19 protein-coding genes are annotated in these 20,232 nt (G+C 63.0%); 10 read left to right on the top strand and 9 right to left on the bottom strand.

Features of this window, described 5'->3' with window-relative positions; genetic code table 11:
* Positions 1-87 precede the first annotated feature (87 nt).
* Positions 88-2,088 (top strand): acetyl-CoA carboxylase biotin carboxylase subunit, encoded by a 2,001-nt coding sequence (locus BM234_RS10020; protein ID WP_092064086.1) that lies wholly within the window; start codon positions 88-90, stop codon positions 2,086-2,088.
* A 19-nt stretch (positions 2,089-2,107) separates the two neighbouring features.
* Here BM234_RS10020 and BM234_RS10015 read toward each other — a convergent pair whose 3' ends face one another.
* Positions 2,108-2,551: a DUF4174 domain-containing protein gene (locus BM234_RS10015; protein ID WP_092064083.1), complete on the bottom strand. Its 444-nt coding sequence runs from the start codon at positions 2,549-2,551 to the stop codon at positions 2,108-2,110.
* A gap of 78 nt (positions 2,552-2,629) precedes the next feature.
* Between BM234_RS10015 and scpA the strand changes: the two genes are divergently transcribed.
* The 6 genes from scpA to BM234_RS09985 all read left to right on the top strand — a co-directional run bounded on the left by scpA (position 2,630) and on the right by BM234_RS09985 (position 8,413).
* A complete protein-coding gene (scpA, locus tag BM234_RS10010) occupies positions 2,630-4,759 on the top strand; it encodes a methylmalonyl-CoA mutase (protein ID WP_092065160.1) in 2,130 nt (709 codons plus the stop codon).
* A gap of 2 nt (positions 4,760-4,761) precedes the next feature.
* Positions 4,762-5,367: a VOC family protein gene (locus BM234_RS10005; RefSeq protein ID WP_092064080.1), complete on the top strand. Its 606-nt coding sequence runs from the start codon at positions 4,762-4,764 to the stop codon at positions 5,365-5,367.
* A gap of 78 nt (positions 5,368-5,445) precedes the next feature.
* Positions 5,446-6,126, top strand: a complete 681-nt coding sequence (locus BM234_RS10000) for a tellurite resistance TerB family protein (RefSeq protein WP_092064077.1) — start codon at positions 5,446-5,448, stop codon at positions 6,124-6,126.
* The gene (locus tag BM234_RS09995; protein ID WP_092064074.1) at positions 6,126-7,136 is read left to right on the top strand and encodes an endonuclease/exonuclease/phosphatase family protein; all 1,011 of its coding nucleotides are present in this window, start codon (positions 6,126-6,128) and stop codon (positions 7,134-7,136) included. The genes BM234_RS10000 and BM234_RS09995 overlap by 1 nt, the downstream gene beginning before the upstream one ends.
* 36 nt (positions 7,137-7,172) lie before the next feature.
* Complete coding sequence (locus tag BM234_RS09990; protein ID WP_092064071.1) at positions 7,173-7,514, top strand: hypothetical protein; 342 nt, start codon at positions 7,173-7,175, stop codon at positions 7,512-7,514.
* Positions 7,515-7,555: 41 nt separating this feature from the next.
* Positions 7,556-8,413, top strand: a complete 858-nt coding sequence (locus tag BM234_RS09985) for a DMT family transporter (RefSeq protein WP_092064068.1) — start codon at positions 7,556-7,558, stop codon at positions 8,411-8,413.
* Here the strand turns inward: BM234_RS09985 and BM234_RS09980 are convergent.
* Positions 8,379-8,825, bottom strand: a complete 447-nt coding sequence (locus BM234_RS09980; protein ID WP_092064065.1) for an NUDIX domain-containing protein — start codon at positions 8,823-8,825, stop codon at positions 8,379-8,381. The genes BM234_RS09985 and BM234_RS09980 overlap by 35 nt on opposite strands.
* Before the next feature lie 78 nt (positions 8,826-8,903).
* On the opposite strand from BM234_RS09980, the gene BM234_RS09975 reads away from it, so the two are divergent.
* Positions 8,904-9,620 (top strand): esterase/lipase family protein, encoded by a 717-nt coding sequence (locus tag BM234_RS09975; protein WP_092065157.1) that lies wholly within the window; start codon positions 8,904-8,906, stop codon positions 9,618-9,620.
* A gap of 39 nt (positions 9,621-9,659) precedes the next feature.
* On the top strand, positions 9,660-10,793 hold the full coding sequence (locus tag BM234_RS09970) for an alpha-D-ribose 1-methylphosphonate 5-triphosphate diphosphatase (RefSeq protein ID WP_092064062.1): 1,134 nt from the start codon (positions 9,660-9,662) through the stop codon (positions 10,791-10,793).
* On the opposite strand, the gene BM234_RS09965 is transcribed toward BM234_RS09970, so the two are convergent.
* Positions 10,790-11,818 (bottom strand): hypothetical protein, encoded by a 1,029-nt coding sequence (locus tag BM234_RS09965; RefSeq protein ID WP_092064059.1) that lies wholly within the window; start codon positions 11,816-11,818, stop codon positions 10,790-10,792. The genes BM234_RS09970 and BM234_RS09965 overlap by 4 nt on opposite strands.
* A 108-nt stretch (positions 11,819-11,926) precedes the next feature.
* Between BM234_RS09965 and BM234_RS09960 the strand changes: the two genes are divergently transcribed.
* Entirely contained in the window at positions 11,927-12,550 is a 624-nt protein-coding gene (locus BM234_RS09960; RefSeq protein WP_092064056.1) for a sulfotransferase family 2 domain-containing protein, read from the top strand.
* 75 nt (positions 12,551-12,625) lie between these two features.
* Here the strand turns inward: BM234_RS09960 and BM234_RS09955 are convergent, their stop codons facing one another.
* The 6 genes from BM234_RS09955 to BM234_RS09930 form a co-directional block, all read right to left on the bottom strand.
* Positions 12,626-14,821 (bottom strand): 3-hydroxyacyl-CoA dehydrogenase NAD-binding domain-containing protein, encoded by a 2,196-nt coding sequence (locus BM234_RS09955; RefSeq protein ID WP_092064053.1) that lies wholly within the window; start codon positions 14,819-14,821, stop codon positions 12,626-12,628.
* Between the two features lie 72 nt (positions 14,822-14,893).
* Positions 14,894-15,742, bottom strand: a complete 849-nt coding sequence (locus BM234_RS09950; protein ID WP_139226794.1) for a hypothetical protein — start codon at positions 15,740-15,742, stop codon at positions 14,894-14,896.
* Between the two features lie 44 nt (positions 15,743-15,786).
* Positions 15,787-16,998 (bottom strand): acetyl-CoA C-acetyltransferase, encoded by a 1,212-nt coding sequence (locus BM234_RS09945; protein ID WP_092064047.1) that lies wholly within the window; start codon positions 16,996-16,998, stop codon positions 15,787-15,789.
* Positions 16,999-17,011: 13 nt separating this feature from the next.
* Positions 17,012-17,650 (bottom strand): glutathione S-transferase family protein, encoded by a 639-nt coding sequence (locus BM234_RS09940; RefSeq protein ID WP_092064044.1) that lies wholly within the window; start codon positions 17,648-17,650, stop codon positions 17,012-17,014.
* Between the two features lie 286 nt (positions 17,651-17,936).
* A complete protein-coding gene (locus BM234_RS09935) occupies positions 17,937-19,718 on the bottom strand; it encodes an acyl-CoA dehydrogenase C-terminal domain-containing protein (RefSeq protein WP_092064041.1) in 1,782 nt (593 codons plus the stop codon).
* A gap of 26 nt (positions 19,719-19,744) precedes the next feature.
* The gene (locus tag BM234_RS09930) at positions 19,745-20,134 is read right to left on the bottom strand and encodes a MerR family transcriptional regulator (protein WP_092064038.1); all 390 of its coding nucleotides are present in this window, start codon (positions 20,132-20,134) and stop codon (positions 19,745-19,747) included.
* Between the last annotated feature and the right edge of the window lie 98 nt (positions 20,135-20,232).

The following is a 20,232-nucleotide window of genomic DNA, read 5'->3' as shown; positions in this document are numbered from 1 at the left end:
ACGACCGGACCGTCGGGGTGGATACATCTCGGCGGTCTTTTTGCGTCCGGCCGCTGGAACGCCGGAACCCATGGGGAGGGGCGAGGCATGTTTGACAAGATCCTGATAGCCAACCGTGGCGAGATCGCTTGCCGGGTCATCAAGACCGCGCGCAAGATGGGGATCAAGACGGTGGCCGTCTATTCGGAGGCCGACCGCAACGCCCTGCATGTCGAGATGGCGGATGAGGCGGTTCATATCGGCCCGGCCCCGGCGAACCAGTCGTATATCGTCATCGACAAGGTGATGGCGGCGATCAGGGAAAGCGGCGCGCAGGCGGTGCATCCCGGCTATGGGTTTCTCAGCGAGAATGCGAAGTTCGCCGAAGCGCTGGAGGCGGAGGGCGTGGCGTTCATCGGCCCTCCCGTCAAAGCCATTGAGGCAATGGGGGACAAGATCACCTCCAAGAAGATCGCCGCAGAGGCCGGGGTTTCCACTGTGCCGGGATATATGGGGCTGATCGGGGACGCCGAAGAGGCCGCCAAGATTTCCACCCAGATCGGCTATCCGGTGATGATCAAGGCCAGTGCCGGTGGCGGCGGCAAGGGGATGCGCATCGCGTGGTCCGACGAGGAGGCGCGTGAGGGGTTCCAAAGCTCCAAGAACGAGGCGGCGAGTTCCTTTGGGGATGATCGAATCTTCATCGAGAAATTCGTCACGCAGCCGCGCCATATCGAGATTCAGGTGCTTTGCGATGCCCACGGCAACGGGGTCTACCTTGGCGAGCGGGAATGTTCGATCCAGCGGCGCAACCAGAAGGTCGTGGAGGAGGCGCCCTCTCCCTTTCTCGACGAGGCGACCCGCAAGGCGATGGGTGAGCAGGCTGTCGCGCTTGCACAGGCGGTGGGATATACCAGCGCGGGCACCGTCGAATTCATCGTGGACGGCGAAAAGAACTTCTTCTTTCTGGAGATGAACACCCGGCTGCAGGTGGAGCATCCCGTCACCGAACTCATCACCGGCATCGACCTTGTGGAACAGATGATCCGCATCGCGAACGGTGAGCCGCTGTCGATCACGCAAGAGGACGTCCGGCTTACGGGGTGGGCGATCGAGAACCGGCTTTATGCCGAAGATCCCTATCGCGGGTTTCTGCCCTCCATCGGGCGGCTGACGCGGTACCGCCCCCCGGAGGAGATCACGACCCCCGAGGTTGTCGTGCGCAACGACACCGGCGTCTTTGAGGGCGGCGAGATTTCAATGTACTACGATCCCATGATCGCCAAGCTGTGCACTTGGGCACCCACGCGGGCCGAGGCAATCGAGGCGATGCGGGTGGCGCTGGATCGGTTCGAGGTAGACGGAATCGGGCACAACCTGCCGTTCCTGTCCGCCGTGATGGATCATCCGAAATTCGTATCCGGCGATATCACCACGGCCTTCATCGCGGAGGAGTTCCCCGAGGGGTTTGTGGGCGTGGACCTGCCCGAGGAGGAGTTGCGCCGCATCTCGGCGGCCTGCGCGGCGATGAACCGGGTTGCAGAGATCCGTCGCACGCGCATCTCAGGGCGGCTCGACAACCACGAGCGGCGCGTTGGCACGCTTTGGAATGTCGCGCTGCAGGGAATGTCGAATGATCTGGAGATCGAAGCCGACCGCGACGGGGCCACGGTGCGCTTTGAGGACGGGACGGTCCATCGTGTCTCCGGCGACTGGACACCCGGAGATCAGTTGGCCGAGATGCTCGTGGATGGTGCGCCGCTGGTGATGAAGGTGGGCAAGGTCTCGGGCGGGTTTCGTATCCGGTGCCGGGGCGCCGATCTGAAGGTCCATGTCCGCACGCCGCGGCAGGCGGAACTGGCCCGGCTCATGCCTGAAAAGGTCGGACCCGATACCTCAAGGTTGCTGCTCTGCCCGATGCCCGGCCTGATCGTGAAGATCGACGTCGAAGTGGGTCAGGAAGTGCAGGAGGGCCAAGCGCTCTGTACCGTCGAGGCGATGAAGATGGAAAACATCCTGCGCGCCGAAAAGAAGGCGGTTGTCGCGAAGGTGAACGCGGGACCGGGAGACAGCCTTGCGGTGGACGATGTGATCATGGAGTTCGAATGATGGATCCGCGCTTGGTACGCTATTCCCGCATTTCGCGCTGTCGCATGGGTGTCTTGTCGATGCTGCGGGAGATTTCCCGCACGCTCCATGGGAGGGGTTTGCGCAGCAGTACGCTTCCGTCCTTGTCCAGCAGCACAAGCATGAAACCACGCGGGCGCAGTGTCTGGCGCGGATCGGACCGGGCCGAGGCATCGGTATCGAGCAGCACGACCACATCGCGCAGTTCCAGATCGTGGAGCCGTTCGTTGAGGAGGGTCATCTGTTCGATGAACCGCGGGTCGGCGGGGGAATCTGCAAATACGATAACCAGCCTGTTGACCCAGTGGAATTCCGACAGGGTAAGATCATACGCATCGCGGATCGTGGGCGGGCTATCCGCTTCGGTGGCTCCGATGGCATCACCTCTGCCCGCGAGGGCGAGGGTGAGCGTAATGGCCAGACCGAGAAGGGCAATCGATTTCATTCAGGCTCCTGTTGCTTCTGATATAGACGCGCCGGGCCGGTTTATGAAGCCCTCGCGCCAAACAGGGAGGGCATGGTGATGTCTGACAAGACGGAACGCTGGCAGAAGATGGCGCAGGGCGAACTGCGTGGACGGCCTCTGGAGGATCTGACGTGGAAAACGCTGGAGGGGATCGAGGTCTCTCCCCTCTACACCGAAGACGATCTTGAGGGGCTGCCGCATTTGGGCGGCGTGCCGGGCGAAGCGCCGTTTACGCGCGGCGTCAAGGCGACCATGTACGCAGGCCGCCCGTGGACGATCCGCCAATATGCGGGCTTCTCCACTGCCGAAGAGAGCAACGCCTTTTACCGCAAGGCGCTCGCCGCTGGGCAGCAGGGGGTTTCGGTGGCCTTCGATCTGGCCACGCACCGGGGCTATGACAGCGATCATCCCCGTGTGGTGGGCGATGTCGGCAAGGCCGGCGTGGCGATCGACAGCGTGGAGGACATGAAGATCCTGTTCGACGGTATACCGCTCGATCAGGTGTCCGTCTCCATGACCATGAATGGCGCGGTGATCCCGATCCTTGCGAGTTTCATCGTCGCCGGTGAAGAGCAGGGGCATGACCGCGCGCTTCTGTCGGGAACCATCCAGAACGACGTCCTCAAGGAGTTCATGGTTCGCAACACCTATGTCTATCCGCCAGAGCCGTCGATGCGCATCGTGGCGGATATCATCGAATTTACCTCCACGCAGATGCCGCGGTTCAACTCGATCTCGATTTCCGGCTATCACATGCAGGAGGCGGGGGCGAACCTCGTGCAGGAGTTGGCCTATACGCTGGCCGATGGGCGGGAATATGTGCGCACGGCCATCGGGCGGGGGCTGAACGTGGACAGTTTCGCGCCGCGACTGTCCTTCTTCTTTGCCATTGGGATGAATTTCTTCATGGAGGCGGCCAAGCTTCGGGCGGCGCGACTGTTGTGGTCGCGGATCATGGCTGAGTTCGAGCCGAAAAGCCCCAAGTCCTCCATGTTGCGGACCCACTGCCAGACCTCCGGGGTCTCTTTGCAGGAGCAGGACCCCTACAACAACGTGATCCGCACGGCCTATGAGGCGATGAGCGCGGTTCTTGGGGGGACGCAGTCGCTCCATACCAACGCGCTGGATGAGGCGATTGCCCTTCCCACCGAATTTTCCGCCCGGATCGCGCGGAATACCCAGCTTATCCTGCAGGAGGAAACCGGCGTCACCCATGTAGTCGATCCGCTGGCCGGGTCCTATTACGTGGAAAGCCTGACCCATCAGCTTGCTGAAGAGGCGTGGGCGCTGATCGAAGAGGTCGAGGAGATGGGCGGGATGACCAAGGCTGTCGCCTCGGGAATGCCCAAGCTGCGGATCGAGGAAACCGCAGCGATGCGGCAGGCCCAGATCGACAAGGGCGAAGAGGTCATCGTTGGGGTCAACAAGTACCGCAAGGAGCGTGAAGACCCGATCGACATCCTCGATATCGACAACAACAAGGTGCGGGAAGGGCAGGTCGCCGCGCTGAAGCGTATTCGCGCGCAGCGTGATCAGGCCGCCTGTGACGCGGCGCTTGGCGAGCTTGCGAAGCGCGCGAAGGAAGGCGGCAATCTGCTCGAAGCCGCGATCGAAGCGGCACGGGCGCGGGCGACGGTAGGAGAGATCAGCATGGCGATGGAGAAGATTTTCGGCCGCCACCGCGCGGAGGTAAAGACCCTCGCAGGTGTTTATGGCAAGGCCTATGAAGGCGATGAGGGATTTGCCGCGATCCAGAAATCCGTTGAGGATTTCGCGGAGGAAGAGGGCCGCCGGCCGCGGATGCTCGTCGTCAAGATGGGGCAGGATGGTCATGATCGTGGGGCCAAGGTCATCGCGACGGCTTTCGCGGATATCGGATTTGACGTGGATGTGGGACCGCTGTTCCAGACCCCGGCCGAGGCTGCGCAGGACGCCATCGACAACGACGTGCACGTGATCGGAATTTCCAGTCAGGCCGCCGGTCACAAGACCCTCGCGCCGCAACTCATCGATGCGCTGAAAGCCGCGGAGGCAGAGGACATCCTCGTGATCTGTGGCGGCGTTATCCCGCAGCAGGATTACGACTTTCTGCGCAAAGCTGGCGTAAAGGCGATCTTCGGGCCGGGGACCAACATTCCCACTGCGGCGCAGGACATCTTGCGGCTCATCCGCGAGACGCGGCGCTGAGCGTGCTTCGCCTCGATCACCTCGTCGTGGCGGCCGAAACGCTGGAGGTTGGATGCGACCATGTAGAGGCCGCGCTTGGGGTGCGCCCCGGTCCCGGCGGGCTCCATGCGCGTTTTGGCACGCATAACCGTTTGCTCGGGTTGGGGGAGGGGCTCTATCTTGAGGTGATCGCGATCGACCCAGAGGCGCCAGAGCCGTCCCGGCCCCGTTGGTTTGGGCTGGATGACTTTTCGGGCCCGCCCAGATTGCTGACGTGGGTTTGCGCGACGCGGGATCTGGAGGCCGCGCCGGAGGAGGCGGGCCCACCGGTAGAGATGGAGCGCGGCGATCTGAGGTGGCGCATGTGCGTTCCGCCGGGTGGGGCGCTTCCCTTTGATCAGTGTTACCCCGCCATCCTGCAATGGGATGGCTCAGATCACCCTGCTGACAGGCTGGACCGCAGTGGTCTCGTCCTGCGGCGGTTCACCGTGCAGCACCCCGAGGCGGAACTGCTCAACACACGGCTTGGGCCGCTGTTGGTTGATGACCGGGTGGCGATCGAAAGCGGCCCGCGCCCACGGCTTTGTGCTGAATTCACCGGACCGGGAAAGGTTGCCTTGCTGCTCTGAGCGGCAGGATGCGAAAAACACCGCTTTGGGGCGCTTGTCCTCCTGACACTGCCGAGAAAGCGAATTAGGGTCGTTGCCATGTCGATCTGGACCCGCATATCCGATGCCCTGTCCGCGCTCGCCCGAGGCGAAGCGCTTTCCGAAGTGTTTGACCGCTTGCGCACGCCGCCGGAACGATCCGTGGCCTTTGCCATCGCCGTGATTGCGCTTGGGGCGAAGATGGCAAAGGCGGACGGACAGGTGACGCGCGATGAGGTGGCGGCATTCCGCGAGTTCTTTCAGATACCGCCGGAAGAAGAGAAAAACGCGGCGCGTGTCTTCAACCTCGCGCGGCAGGACGTGGCCGGGTTTGAGGAATATGCCCGCCGGATCAAGCGGATGTTTGGCGAACACACCGAAACGCTCATCGATCTTTTGGAGGGGTTGTTTCACATCGCGATGGCGGACGGCACCTATCATCCCGATGAGGATCGGTTTCTGGAGAACGTCGCGGAGATATTCGGCCTTGGCTCGACTGAGTTCCGGGCCCTGCGAGCGCGGTTCGTGCCCGATGCGATCCCCGATCCCTACACCGTTCTGGGCGTAGCGCGCGATGCCCCCAAGGAAGAGGTGCGGCGCGCCTGGCGCCGGCAGGTACGGGAAAGCCACCCTGACCGGATGATGGCGCGCGGCGTCCCCAAGGAAGCGGTGGCCATGGCGGAGCGGCGGCTCATCGCGCTCAACCGCGCTTGGGAAGAGATCGGCGGCAAGCACGGGTGATGCGCATCGCGACCTATAACGTCGAGTGGTTCACCAACCTCTTTGACGATGCGGGGCAGATGCTGGCGGACGATGGCCCTTCTGGGCGGCGGGGAATTTCCCGGCGCGACCAGCTTGAGGCGCTGGCCACGGTTTTCCGGGCGCTGGATGCGGACGCGGTGCTCATAATCGAGGCCCCGGATGAGAATCGGCGCCGCAGTTCCGTCGCGGCTCTGGAGCAATTCGCAGAGGCGGCGGGCCTTCGGACACGGCGCGCGCTCATCGGGTTTGCCAATACAACGCAGCAGGAAATCGCGCTGCTTTTTGATCCGGATCGGCTGACGGCGCGGCACGATCCGGTGGATGGCGGGCAGGCCGCGCCACGCTTTGACCTAGCCTTTGACATCGACCTTGATATCGACGACCGGCACGATCGGATCACGTTTTCCAAGCCGCCGTTGGAGGTTGCGTTGGAAACGGCGGGGGGCTCCAAGCTGCGGCTCATCGGGGCGCATCTGAAATCCAAGGCTCCTCATGGAGCGCATACCCCCGAAGAGATCTCCAGCCGGGCGATCGCCAACCGGCGCAAACAGCTTGCGCAGGCGGTCTGGCTGCGCCGCCGGGTCGATGGGCACCTGACGGCAGGCGATGCGCTGATCGTGGCGGGGGATCTGAACGATGGGCCGGGGCTCGATGAATACGAGGCGCTGTTCGGTCGGTCCTCCTTTGAAATCGTTCTCGGGGCTGGAGGAGCAACGCGTTTGCGTGATCCCAATGCAGAGGCCGTACTATCCAATCCGCTCGGCGCGCATCCAACCACGGCGCGCTTCTTCGTGGAGTACGAAAAGCGCTTTCTTCTGGCCCTGCTCGATTACGTGATGCTCTCCCCGGACCTTGCTGCACGCGGTGCTGCGTGGCGGACGTGGCATCCCTTTGAGGATGCCGAATGCTGGGGCGACGCTGATCTGCGGGCGGCGCTGCTCGTGGCATCGGATCATTTCCCGGTCAGTGTCGATGTAAAGATCGATTGACTGGAGATTTCGGCGGGGCCGCCTATCTGGATAGGTATGAAACACGTTGCTCTCATGCTGTGCCTGATGTGCGGACCGGTTCATGCGCAGGATGCGCCGGGCGATATGCGCCGCGGGGCGGAGCTTTTCTTTGACGGGTTGCGGGACCAATTCGGACCCGCGCTCGACGGGCTGCGCGGCTTCGCAGAAGATATCACGCCCGAGATGCGGGAGCTTCTGCGCGATATGGGCCCCGGCCTGCGCGCACTGGCGGAGAAGATCGGAGACCTCTCGGATTACCACCCTCCGGAGAAGCTTCCCAACGGGGATATCATCCTGCGCCGCAAGGTCCCCGAAGCGCCGCCTTTGATGCCGCCCGACGGGGAAATAGATATCTGAGCCATTGACGCGGGGCTTGGGTTACAAGATTAGCCCCGTCCATGCGTCTTTTCCTCCTTACCGCTCTCGCCATGGTTGCCTTCGCTGCCAATTCCGTCCTGAACCGGATGGCTCTCGAAGGGGGGGAGACAGGGCCGGCAAGTTTCGCCGCGATCCGGCTAGCCTCCGGCGCGGCGATGCTCTGTGCCTTGCTGTATGTCCGGGGCTCGCCCAGGCGCATGCCGGTTTCGTCAGCCGGGGCCGTGTCGCTCGCCGTATACGTGCTTGGGTTTTCGTTCGCTTATGTGACGCTCGACGCCGGGGTTGGCGCGCTGCTGCTGTTCGGCGGAGTGCAGATCACGATGTTTGCCGGCGCGGTCCTCAGCCGAGAGGCTATTCCCCTTGCCCGGTGGGCCGGGGCGGCGCTCGCCTTTGCAGGACTTGTCTGGCTGATGTGGCCGGGCGGGGCCGCCGCGCCCTCGGTGGCGGGGGCGGCGCTCATGGCGGCGGCAGCGGTCGGGTGGGGCGTTTATTCTCTGTTGGGGCGTGGCGCACGGGATCCGCTGCGATCCACGGCGATCAACTTTGCGCTGGCAACGCCGCTGGGCCTGCTGATCGCGTTCGTCATGCACGACGGGATCGATTGCTCTGGCGCGGTCCTTGCGGTGCTTTCGGGTACACTGACCTCCGGTCTCGGCTATGCGCTGTGGTATTCCGTGCTGCCCCGTTTGCCAGCGGCGGTTGCTGCGATTGCCCAACTCACAGTGCCGGTCATCGCCGTCGCCGGCGGCGCGGTCCTGCTGGCCGAGCCGGTGACCGCACGATTGATCGTGGCGGGTATGCTGGTTCTGAGCGGTGTGGCCTTGGGTGTTCTGGGGCCCGGCCTCATGTCGCCAAAAGTTCGATCGGATCGTAGCTGAGACCTTCGCCCCATGCCACGTCCCCCAAGCTGTCGGGCTTGTGGCGCAGCCCGGCCAGTTCGGCGCGAGTGACGAAGCGCCGCTGGGTGACGATCCCCTCGGGGTCCTGCCATGCCGGGTCGAGGTGCCCGCCGATGATCTCGGCCCGAAAGAAGACCTCCACCTGATGAAACCCGGTCTCTGGCGCGTGATACTCGTTGACGAGGCAGGGAACTCCGACGCGCACGTTCAGGCCAGTTTCCTCGTGGACTTCGCGGCGCAGGTTTTCGGGAAGGGATGAGCCCCGTTCCACCCCGCCGCCCGGCGCGCACCAAAGATCGCTGCGCCCATCGGCATAGGCATTGACCATGAGCAGACGCCCTTCGTGCAGGATCACGGCGCGGGCGGCGAGGCGGGGGCAGGGGCGGCTCATGCATCGAACATGCCGCGAAAGGTGCCGGGCCGCAATTGCCCCTGTTGCCCGGATCATGCGCGGCGTAATGTTGGCGGCATGAGTTATCGCCTCGCCTTGATCTTCGCCCTTTTGCCGGGATTTGCCGCAGCGGATTGTGTGATCCTTCTGCATGGGCTCGCGCGGTCGGATGCCTCATTCGCCGCGATGGAGCTTACGCTCAGAGGCGCGGGGTATGAGACCGTCTCTCCCGATTATGCCTCCACCGAAAAGCGTATCGGGCCTCTGGTCGACGAGACGTTGCCCGCGGCGGTCGCGGCATGTGAAGATCGCACCGTGCATTTCGTCACCCATTCGATGGGGGGCATCCTTGTGCGGTACTGGTTGCGGGACAAGCGGCCCGAACGGCTGGGGCGGGTCGTCATGCTGGGGCCCCCAAATCAGGGGTCTGAGCTGGTCGACGAGCTTGGCGGGCTGGAGCTGTTCCAACTGATCAACGGACCTGCGGGCGCGCAACTTGGCACCCATGAGGGAAGTGTCCCGCTTGCCCTGCCGGCGGTGGATTTTCCTCTGGGGGTCATTGCCGGGACGCGGTCGGTCAATCCGGTTTATTCCTCGCTCATTCCCGGTCCCGATGATGGCAAGGTTTCGGTCGCCTCGACAAAGGTCGAGGGCATGACGGATCACATCGAGTTGCCGGTGACCCATACCTTCATGATGGTCAATCCCCTCGTCATCGCCCAGACCGAACACTTCCTGAGGCATGGCCGCTTCGACCCTGAACTGACGCTGATGCAGGTCATCCTCGGCGAGTGACGCTTGCGCTGCCGCGTGCCGCGCGGCAGAAGCGGGCGCATGGAAAGTCTGACATTTCACATTACCGGCGCCCAGATCCTGCGCCCCGAAGGTTGGACCGATGCACCGCTTGGTGTCGCGGAGGGTATATGCACCGATGTGCGCGCGGGGCGGGCACTGGACCTGGCGGGATTTCGCGTTGTGCCGGGCATCGTCGACGCTCATGGAGATGGATTCGAGCGTCATCTTGCCCGGCGGCGTGGGGCGATGCTCGATATGGAAGAAGGTGTTCGCGCCTGCGCGGGGGAGCTTGCCGCGAACGGTATCACCACGGCGATGCTGGCGCAGTTCTACAGCTGGGAAGGCGGGATGAGGAGCCCGGAGTTCGCGCGGCAGGTGATCGCGGCGGTGGCGGGTGCGAACCCTTGCGTCGTGCCGGACCTTCATGTGCAACTCCGGTTTGAGACGCATATGCTGGGCGACTATGAGGCGGTAAAGACGCTCGTGGCCGAGGCGGGTATTCGTCATCTCGTGTTCAACGATCATCTCCCCCATGATCATCTCGACCGGGGAAAGCGGCCCCCGCGCCTCACGGGAACAGCGCTGAAAAGCGGCCGTAACCCCGAAGCTCACCTGGCCCTGATGCAGGCGCTTCACGATGCCTCGGGCGATGTGCCCGGCGCGGTGGCGCACCTCGCGGCGGACCTGCGGGGCGTGACGCTCGGATCGCATGACGACAGGAGCGCGCAGGACCGGGAGTTCTGGCGAGGGGTCGGCGCGCATCTGTCGGAATTTCCCGAGACGCGCGAGGCCGCGGAGGCCGCGCGCGCGGGCGGCGATGCCATCGTTCTTGGGGCACCGAATGTGACGCGGGGCGGGTCGCACAATGGCAACGTCTCCGCCGAGGAATTGGCCCACGCGGGACTCTGTGACGCGCTGGCCTCCGATTATCACTACCCTTCGCCACGTCGCGCGGCGCTCAAACTCGTGGCGCAGGGCATGGAATTTGGCGAGGCTTGGGCGCTCATTTCATCTGGTCCCGCGCGCATTCTGGGGTTCGATGATCGGGGCGAGATCGTGCCGGGCAAGCGGGCGGACCTTGTGATGCTGGATGAGGGGGGCCAGGTGGCGGCCTGCTTTTGCGCCGGGCGGTTGGGATTCATGGCGGGGCCTGTCGCCGCGCGGCTTTTCTAACCCTCGCAGATCGCTTGAAGACTCAGCCAATCACCATCGCTCAGGATTGGCTCGGGCGTCTTTCCTGTCATCGGATCGGCCTCAATCAGACCAAGCACGGCCTCACCGGACACATCGCGTGCATAGGCGAAAGGTTTCGTGCTGATCCCCGCCGTCTCAAACCGGCGCAACAGCGCGGCTTCATCAACGGGGGCGCGGCGCTCGGTCATCAAGGCTTGGGCATAGGTGTCGAGGCTCCCCTCCGGGAAGTCCCCGGTCGTGAGCAGGCGCAGACCGGCAAACGGCCCCGATGCCTTGAGGAGTGCGGCCAGAGGATCGACCTCCTGACTGCGCTGCGCCTCCGTGAGGATATAGCCAGCGGCCACCTCCGGTGTTTCGTAATCCTCGACGAGCGTGCGGCTCAGCAGGACCGTGCCACCGGGCAGGTGCACCGCCCGTTCAATACCCCCGGGGACGACCCGAGCACGGCGAAGCCGCCCGGCCCCGGTGCCCAGCCGCGACATAAGACGGTCCAGCGCCACCGATCCGCGCGGTGTCTGACAAGCGGGGCCGGCCACGCGGGTCAGGCGCGCGGCGAGTGCGTGGCCGATCTGCGCGCGCTTCACATCCGGCACCACGCTCACGGCGTGCCGCGTCACGGCGCCCGGCAACCAGAATATCGCCAATGCGACCAGCGCCGCCGCGATCCCAAAACCGATCCCACGTCGGAGGCGACCGGGATGGGGTCTCCGGCGGTGGACCGCCTGTCGCACCCGTTCGATAGCGTCGATCATCACCGTCTCGTCTGCGGCAAGTTCCAGCGTCTCGCCGGGGTCGCCATCGGGGTGGTACAGAGCGGGAAGCTCACCGGGGTTCGCACGCGCCACGGCAGGAAGCGACCAATGGGCGAGCGGTCGGTCCTGCATGTCTGTCAACACGAGCGTCGCCTTGCCGAAGGACACGATGACATCGCGCCTTTGCGCGTCGACCCCGGCGCGCCAGATGCCAGACGCTTCGAGCCGTTCGAAACCCTTAAGTGCGGTCATATGCGGATGGCCTTGCCCCTTTGGCATTCGTCTAGCACGGGGCCATTGCCGCATACAACGCGCGCATGTCCGATTGCGTCACTCGAATGATGGGATAGGGTCGCGCCCATGATCATTTCTCCGGGGCGCCGCTTCATCTTCGTTCATATCCCAAAGACGGGGGGAACATCGCTCTCCCTCGCGCTGGAAACCCGCGCGATGGCCGATGACATTCTGGTGGGGGATACGCCAAAGGCCGTGCGCCGCCGGACACGGGCCAAGGCGCTTGGACTGCGAAAGCATTCCGCGCTCCGTGAGGTGCCCGAAAATCTGTTGGACGGCATGGCGATCTTTACGCTGGTGCGAAATCCGTGGGACCGGTTCGTGAGCTATTACCACTGGCTCCGGACGCAGCAGTTTGACCATCCCGCGACGCGCGCGGCGCAAGCGCTGAGCTTTTCGGCTTTTCTGCGTGATCCCGGTGTCATGCGAAGTTTGATGGCCGCGCCCTATGAGAGCTATGTGACGGCCTCCATTCCTCTTGCGGAGGGTCCGGTTTTCCTGCGGCTCGAACGCTTGGAAGAGGATCGAGCGGCCCTTGATACGCATCTGGGGTTCAGGCTCCAAATCCCGCATGTAAACGCCTCGGATCGGCCTGCGGATTATCGCACGGAATACAGCGAAGCGGATGCGGACCATGTCGCGAAACTATGCGCCCCGGATGTTGCGCGTTTCGGCTATCGGTTCGACTAGGCTATCAGGCTGGATCGCCTTCACCGCCCGTCAGGGGATGGCAGCGCGGGAAATTCCCCGCGCCGCCCTGTTGCATCAGGCCGCTTCGGCACTGTCGAGCCGGCCGTAAAAGCTCTCGCCGCTTTCGGCCATGTCGCGCAGCAATGCGGGCGTTGTGAAGCGCGCGCCGTAGCGTTCGGTCAGGCTGTCACACCGCTCCGCCGCATAGGCCGCACCAAGGATATCGAGCCATCCGAACGGGCCACCCGACCACGGCGCAAAGCCCCAGCCAAGGATTGCCCCCACATCCCCCTCGCGGATGTCGGTCAGAACGCCTTCTTCAAGGGCGCGTACCGCCTCGAGGACCTGCGCGAAGAGCAGCCGCTCCTGCACTTCCTGAAGGTCCGGCTGGACCTGTGCCTCGGGGTATCGTGCCGCCAACCCGTCCCAAAGCCCTTCGCGCTTGCCGTTGGCGTCATAGGCATAGAAACCTGCGCTCGACTTGCGGCCCAGACGCCCTTCATCCGCCATCCAGAAAAGAACCTCATCAACCGCGGCATCGGGATAGGCATCGCCCATTGCGGCCTTGGTCGCCTTGGCGATCTTGACCCCGAGGTCAATCGAGGTTTCATCCACGAGTTGCAGCGGCCCGAGGGGCATGCCCACCATCTTGGCGGCGTTTTCAACCAGCACGGGGGAGACCCCTTCGGCCACCATGCGGATGCCTTCGTTGATGTAGGGAATGATGCACCGGTTCGCATAGAAGAACCGCGCATCGTTCACCACGATCGGCGTCTTGCGGATCTGGCGCACGAAATCGAGGGCCTTGGCCACCGCCCGGTCGCCGGTCGCCTTGCCCCGGATGATCTCTACCAGCATCATTTTCTCGACGGGCGAGAAGAAGTGGATGCCGATGTATTGCTCGGGGCGCTTGCTTGCCTTGGCCAATTCGGTGATCGGCAGGGTGGAGGTGTTGGTTGCGAAGATACACTCCTCGCCGATCACGGCTTCGACCTTGGCGGTGACGTCGGCCTTGATGGACGGATCCTCAAAGACGGCCTCCACGATCAGATCGCACCCCTCAAGTTGCGCGAAATCTGTGGTCGCGGTGATCCGGCCCAGAACCTCTTCCTTCTTCTCCGGTGTCGCCTTGCCGCGCTTGATGCCCTTGTCCATGAAGTCGGAGGTATAGGAACGGCCCTTGTCTGCGGCGTCCTGCTTCTGGTCGAGCAGCACCACCTCGATCCCGGCCTGTGCGGAGACGAGCGCGATGCCCGCGCCCATCATGCCGGCACCCAGCACACCGACCTTGCGGACGGTCTGGTCTTCAACCGCCGGACGGTTTGCCCCTTTCTCCAACGCCTGCTTGTTGAGGAAGAGCGAACGGATCATCGCAGAGGAGGAAGGGTTCATCAGAATGTTGACGAAATAGCGCGCCTCAATGCGCAGGGCGGTGTCGAACGGTACAAGCGCGCCTTCGTAAATCGCCGAAAGCAGCGCCTTGGCCGCGGGATAGACCCCTTGGGTCTTGCCATGCACCATGGCGGAGGCCCCGACGAATGTCATGAAGCCCGCCGGATGGTAGGGGGCGCCGCCCGGCATCTTCCAACCCTTCTGATCCCACGGCTTCACGATCTCAGCGTCGCTTGCACCCAGAACCCATGCCTTGGCGGCATCCAGCAGGTCATCGGCGGCGACGACCTCATCGACGAGTTGCGCGCTCTTGGCGCCCTTGGGGGGCAGCATCTTGCCCTCGAGGAGAACGGGCGCTGCCGCCATGGCGCCGACCATACGGGAATAGCGTGTGGTGCCGCCCGCACCGGGAAACAGCCCGACGAGGATCTCCGGCAGGCCGATCTTTGCCTTTGGGTTGTCAGTCATGAAGCGGCGATGACAGGCGAGCGCGATTTCCGTGCCGATGCCCGCACAGGTGCCATTGATGGCGCAGGCGATGGGTTTGCCGCCCTTGTTCTTGTCGTCCATTCCCGCGCGCTCGATCTTGCGCAGGATCCGGTGGCCGTTCATCGTGAAGTCAAACAGGCCCTTGGCGGGATTTTCCCCAGCCTCTTCACGGATGGAGGCCAAGACATTGAGGTCCATGCCGCCCGCGAAATCTTTCTTGCCGCTGGTGATGACGATGCCTTTGACGGCCTCATCGGCGTGGGCCTGATCAAGAAACCCCTCAACGAGTTCAAAGGCATCGCGTGTGAGCACGTTCATGCTCTTTCCGGGGGCGTCCCAGGTGATGATCGCTACGGCGTCGGTGCCGACCTCATAGGTAAAATCGCTCATGTGTCTTTCCCTTCTTCGGGCTTCTGGGGTGTGATTGGTGCCGCCTGAACGCGGCAGTTTTTTGGGGGGAAGTCAGTTCGGGACCGTATTCATCCCTGCGAGATGCAGGGGGAGACCGATGACCTGTTTGGCATTGCGCATACCGTTCACGACGAGATTGGCGCGCCACTTCCCTTGGTTCCGTCGCAAGACAAGAGCTGACTCGTAGGGAGGAACCACCGTGACCGCGCTGTTGAGGATGTGCGTGGAAAAGCGTCCGACGATCATGTCTGGGCCGAACCCTTCAACGGCGCGGGCCGTCGAGATCATGTCGGTTGCCTTGTAGTTCTGCAGCATGCCGCAGAACTTGTCGAACGCGCCGCGAAGTTCCTCTTCGGTCTGAAGAACGAAGGTGTTCTCCGCCTCCACGACGATGTAGGGCAGGGCAATCGTTGGCCCGTATTGCTCAAAGTCGCGGTTGAGCAAGCAGTGCGCAGCGAGGTCGATATACTGCTGGAAGAAATGCGCCGCGTTCTCCACCTGGACCGCGCCGCTCATGTCGGCACCATGGCCTTCGAACACATTGCGCCATGTGAAAGGCAGGCCATCGCATTTCCGGGCGCTGATCTTCCATTCTCCCTGCACCCGGTCCATCCGCAAGGTCATCACGTACGGCGCGGCAACAGGCGATCCATTGCGCAGGAAATGGCTCCGATGTGTACCCTCGATACAGCCGCTGTCGAGATATTCGGCTGATTGGACGGTGCGTACGAGGTTCGTCACCTCGCGGTCGGTCAGGGCACGACAGAAATCGTTGAACATGGTCCAGAGTTCGTGCTCGGTGCTGTAGACGGCCGAATAGCCGGCCGTCTGCACGCGATGAGGGGTCGTCATCAGCCGACGGGCAATCCCGAAGTCCTGCTGCATGAACGCGATGCTCATGCCGTTCAGGACCTCCTGATAGATCTCCGCCGCCGCGCGCAATGCTACACTCGCTCGATAATGGTCGCGGCACCCATGCCCGACGCGATGCAAAGTGTGGCCAGACCTGTGCTCTTGCCTGTCCGCTCAAGCTCGTCGAGCAGGGTCCCGATGATGATGGCTCCGGTCGCACCCAAGGGGTGTCCCATGGCGATCGCTCCCCCATTTACGTTGACCTTATCATGGCCTACGTCAAATGCTTGCATAAATCGAAGCACCACGGAGGCGAAGGCCTCGTTGACCTCGAACAGATCGATGTCGGACGCGCTCATGCCGCTTTCCGCGAGGATCTTTTCAGTCACGGGAACCGGGCCGGTGAGCATGATGGTGGGGTCGGTGCCGATTTTCGCGGTGGCGCGGATACGGGCGCGCGGTTTCAATCCATGCGCCTCACCGAATTCCTTGCTACCGATCAGCAACGCGGCCGCGCCGTCGACGATACCGGAGGAGTTACCGGCGTGATGGATATGCTCGATCCGCTCGAGATGGGGGTATTTCATCATCGCGATCTTGTCGAAGCCGGGCATCGCCTCGCCCATGTCCTTGAAGGCAGGCTTCAGGGACCCGAGCGATTGCATATCGGTGCCGGGGCGCATGTATTCGTCGCGGTCGAGGATGGGCAGGCCGTTCTGATCGCGCACGGTGATCACCGACTTGCCGAAGCGGCGCTCTTCCCAAGCCTTCGCGGCACGTTTCTGGCTTTCCACGGCAAACGCATCGGCATCGTCGCGGGTGAAGCCATATTCGGTTGCGATGATGTCTGCGGAAATGCCCTGCGGCACGAAATAGGCCTTCATGGCGAGGCTCGGGTCAACCGCGATTGCGGCCCCGTCCGATCCCATGGGAACGCGCCCCATCATCTCGACACCGCCGGCAATATAGGCCTGACCGGCCCCGCCGCGCACCTGATTGGCAGCGAGATTTACCGCTTCCATTCCGCTTGCGCAGAAGCGGTTGATGGAAAGGCCGGGAATACGTTCGTCGAGGTCGGAAGCGAGCACGGCGGAACGTGCAAGACATCCGCCCTGTTCGGCTACTTGGGTGACATTGCCCCAGATCACGTCTTCGACCGCATGGCCGTCCAGCCCGTTGCGTTCCTTCACAGCGTTCAGCGTTTCTGCCGAAAGACGCAGGGAGGTCACCTCGTGCAGGCTCCCGTCCTTGCGGCCCTTGCCGCGCGGGGTTCGCAGGGCGTCGTAGATATAGGCTTCAGTCATGGTCTGCTCCTTCTCAGGCCCGGTCGGCTGGGCTGCCGGGCATCAGGTCGTAGGGGTGTTTCCACCCCGGCGTGTCGGACAACCGGCCAAGCCAGTTGTCGATATTCGGCCAAGCGGTCCGGTCGAAACCAAACGGCTCGGGATAATACAGATAGCCGCAGCAGGAGAGGTCGGCGTTTGTCAGGCTGTCCCCGACGATCCAATCGCGCCCCTCCAGATGCGTGTTGAGCACGGCATATGCCGCGTTGAGGCGACCTAGCATGAAGGCGATGACCTCCTTGGGGCGCTTCTCCTCGGGCAGGAAGTTCATCAGAAACCGTGTCATGCCGGCTTGGCTGGAGAGCTTGTGATTGTCCCACAGGACCCAGCGTAGGATCTCTCGCCGCTCAGCTGAATCGCGCCCGCCAAACTTGCCTGATTTCTCGCTCACGTAATCCTGGATCACGCCGGACTGGGAATAGCGCAGATCGCCATCCACCATTACTGGCACCTCGCCCATCAGATTGACGTCGGCGCGGTAGTCGTCGGAGCGCGTTTCCCCGCCAAAGAAATCGACGGCCTTTGCTTCCCAATCCAGTCCAGAGAGTTCCAGCGCGAGGGCCGCTTTATAAGCATTGCCGGATTCGCCGAAGCAATAGAGTTTGATCGTCATGTGTGTGTCCGTTCGGTTGGCAGGGAGCGAAGAGGGTGAAGCCCCAGCTTCCGCCGATCCCGCATCCGGGCACAAGGGGGCGTCGCCGCGCGGGGCTGTTCATTCGCCCGCCAACCGGAAAATGGCGTGTGACGCTTTGTATCGAACATTCGCAGGCCCTCCCAAGCCGGCAGTTTCTGGTCGCGAGTGCGCCCCGTCCTTGTCGCTGAACGGATCCCCTCGCATCCGTTCTCGTTCCGAAGCCACACCGCGGCGCAGCTTCGGAGATCGGTATTCAAGCGCCGCGTCAGAAGTTCGCGGCGTCGAGAGCCATTACCGTGTCACCGCCCGCAGTGATGCGGGCCAGATGCGTCGCGGTCAGCGGCAATTGGCGCGCCATGTAGTAGCGACCCGTCGCGATCTTTGTCTCGTAGAAGTCCCGATCACTCGCGCCTGCATCCAGCGACGCTTTGGCGGCCTTGGCCATCCGCGCCCACATCAGCCCGAGGCAGACATGGCCGAAGAGGTGCATGAAGTCATAGGAGCCGGAAAGCGCGTTGTTCGGGTTCTTCATCCCTTGCGCCATGAAGTACATGCCCGCCGCCTGAAGATCTTTCGAGGCCGCCTTGAGCGGGTCGAGGAAATCCTTGTCGAACTCGGCGTCCTCGCCGGCGTTGTCCTTGATATAGCTCTTCGTGAGATCGAAGAAGGCCATGATCGCCTTGCCGCCGTTCTGAGCCAGTTTGCGCCCCACGAGGTCGAGCGACTGAATGCCGTTGGTTCCTTCATAGATCATCGTGATCCGCGCATCGCGCACGAACTGCTCCAGCCCCCATTCGCGGGTGAAGCCCGAACCGCCCAGCGTTTGCTGTGCAAGAACGGTCGTCTCAAAGCCCTTGTCGGTGAGAAACCCCTTGATGACCGGCGTCAACAGGGAGATGAGCTGTTCCGCTTCTTCGTCGCCACCGCGGTGCGACGCGTCGATCAGTGACGCGCCCCAGAACGTAAAGGCGCGCGCGCCTTCGACGAAGCTTTTCTGATCCATCAGGTTCCGGCGCACGTCGGGGTGCACGATGATGGGGTCCGCAGGCTTCTCAGGTGCTTTCACACCCGTGACATCACGGCCTTGCAGGCGGTCGCGTGCGAAGGCGAGGGCGTTTTCATAGGCCACGGCCCCTTGGGCATAGCCTTGCAGGCCGACCCCGAGCCGCGCTTCGTTCATCATGGTGAACATGGCGCGCATACCTTTGTGCGGTTCTCCGACAAGGAAACCGGTCGCGCCGTCATAGTTCATCACACAGGTCGCATTGCCGTGGATGCCCATCTTTTCCTCAAGCCCGCCGCAGGACAGGCTGTTACGCTCACCCAGCGATCCATCCTCGTTCACCATGAACTTGGGAACGATAAAGAGTGAGATGCCCTTCACGCCCTCAGGCGCGTCGGGGAGCTTGGCGAGAACGAGGTGGATGATGTTGTCGCACATGTCGTGCTCACCCGCCGAGATCCAGATCTTCTGGCCTGTGATCTTGTAGCTGTCGTCGCCATTGGGGACAGCCTTGGTGCGGATGAGCCCGAGGTCCGTGCCGCAATGCGGCTCGGTCAGGTTCATGGTGCCGCCCCACTCACAGGAGACCATCTTGGGCAGATACATTGTCTTTTGCGCATCGGACCCGTGCGCATGGATGGCATTATATGCCCCGTGGGTCAGGCCTTGATACATGTTGAAGGCCATGTTCGAGGCTGAGAACATTTCGCCTACAGCGGTGGACAGGACGTAAGGAAGCCCCTGACCGCCGTATTCCGGATCGCAGTCCAGCGCGGTCCAGCCACCATTGCGCACCTGATCGAAAGCCGCCTTGAAGCCTTCGGGCGTGCGGACGATGCCATTTTCAAGCTTGCAGCCCTGGACATCGCCAACCGGATTCAGGGGGGCCAGCACGCCCGCCGCGATCTTGCCCGCCTCATCCAGGACGGCTGCGGTAAAGTCCGGCTCCAGCTCGTCATAGCCGGGGACGGGGTGTTCGGAGACTTTCAGGACCTCGTGCAGAACGAACTGCATGTCCTTCGTCGGCGGGGTGTAGCTCGGCATGAAAATCTCCCTCTTTTCTCAGCCTGTCACTCGGCGGCGTCGCGGGACGCCATCATCGCTTCGGCCCAGTTCATCTGGCCGCGCAATTCGTTGATCGCTTCGTCGAGTTCGGCACGCTGCGCCTCCATCGCGGCAATCCGATCCAACGCCAGCTCATAGCTTTTCTGCAACTGCAGGTGCTGCTGGCCTTCCATGTCGTACATGTCGAGCAGCTGGCGAATTTCCTCCAGGCTGAAGCCAAAGCGCTTGCCGCGCAGGATCAGCTTCAACCGCGCGCGATCACGGCGGGTAAAGAGGCGTTTGGTGCCAACACGGAGCGGCGACAGCAATTCCTTGGATTCGTAGAACCGCAGTGTGCGGGCCGTCACCTCGAAATCGTCGCACATCTCGCGGATGCTCTTAAGATCGTCGTTCATTGTCCTTCGTCTCCGGAACTATAGGTCCGGACGCATGTGCGTAACTCTGTCTCGTGATACAAGCGTGATGACGTTGACGTAAGCGAGACGTTACGTCA

Origin of the sequence: Poseidonocella pacifica (genome assembly GCF_900111875.1) — a bacterium.
In the GTDB taxonomy this organism is placed as follows: domain Bacteria; phylum Pseudomonadota; class Alphaproteobacteria; order Rhodobacterales; family Rhodobacteraceae; genus Poseidonocella; species Poseidonocella pacifica.
The sequence above is the reverse complement of the archived record's forward strand: the minus strand, read 5'-3'. Positions and strand labels throughout refer to the sequence as shown.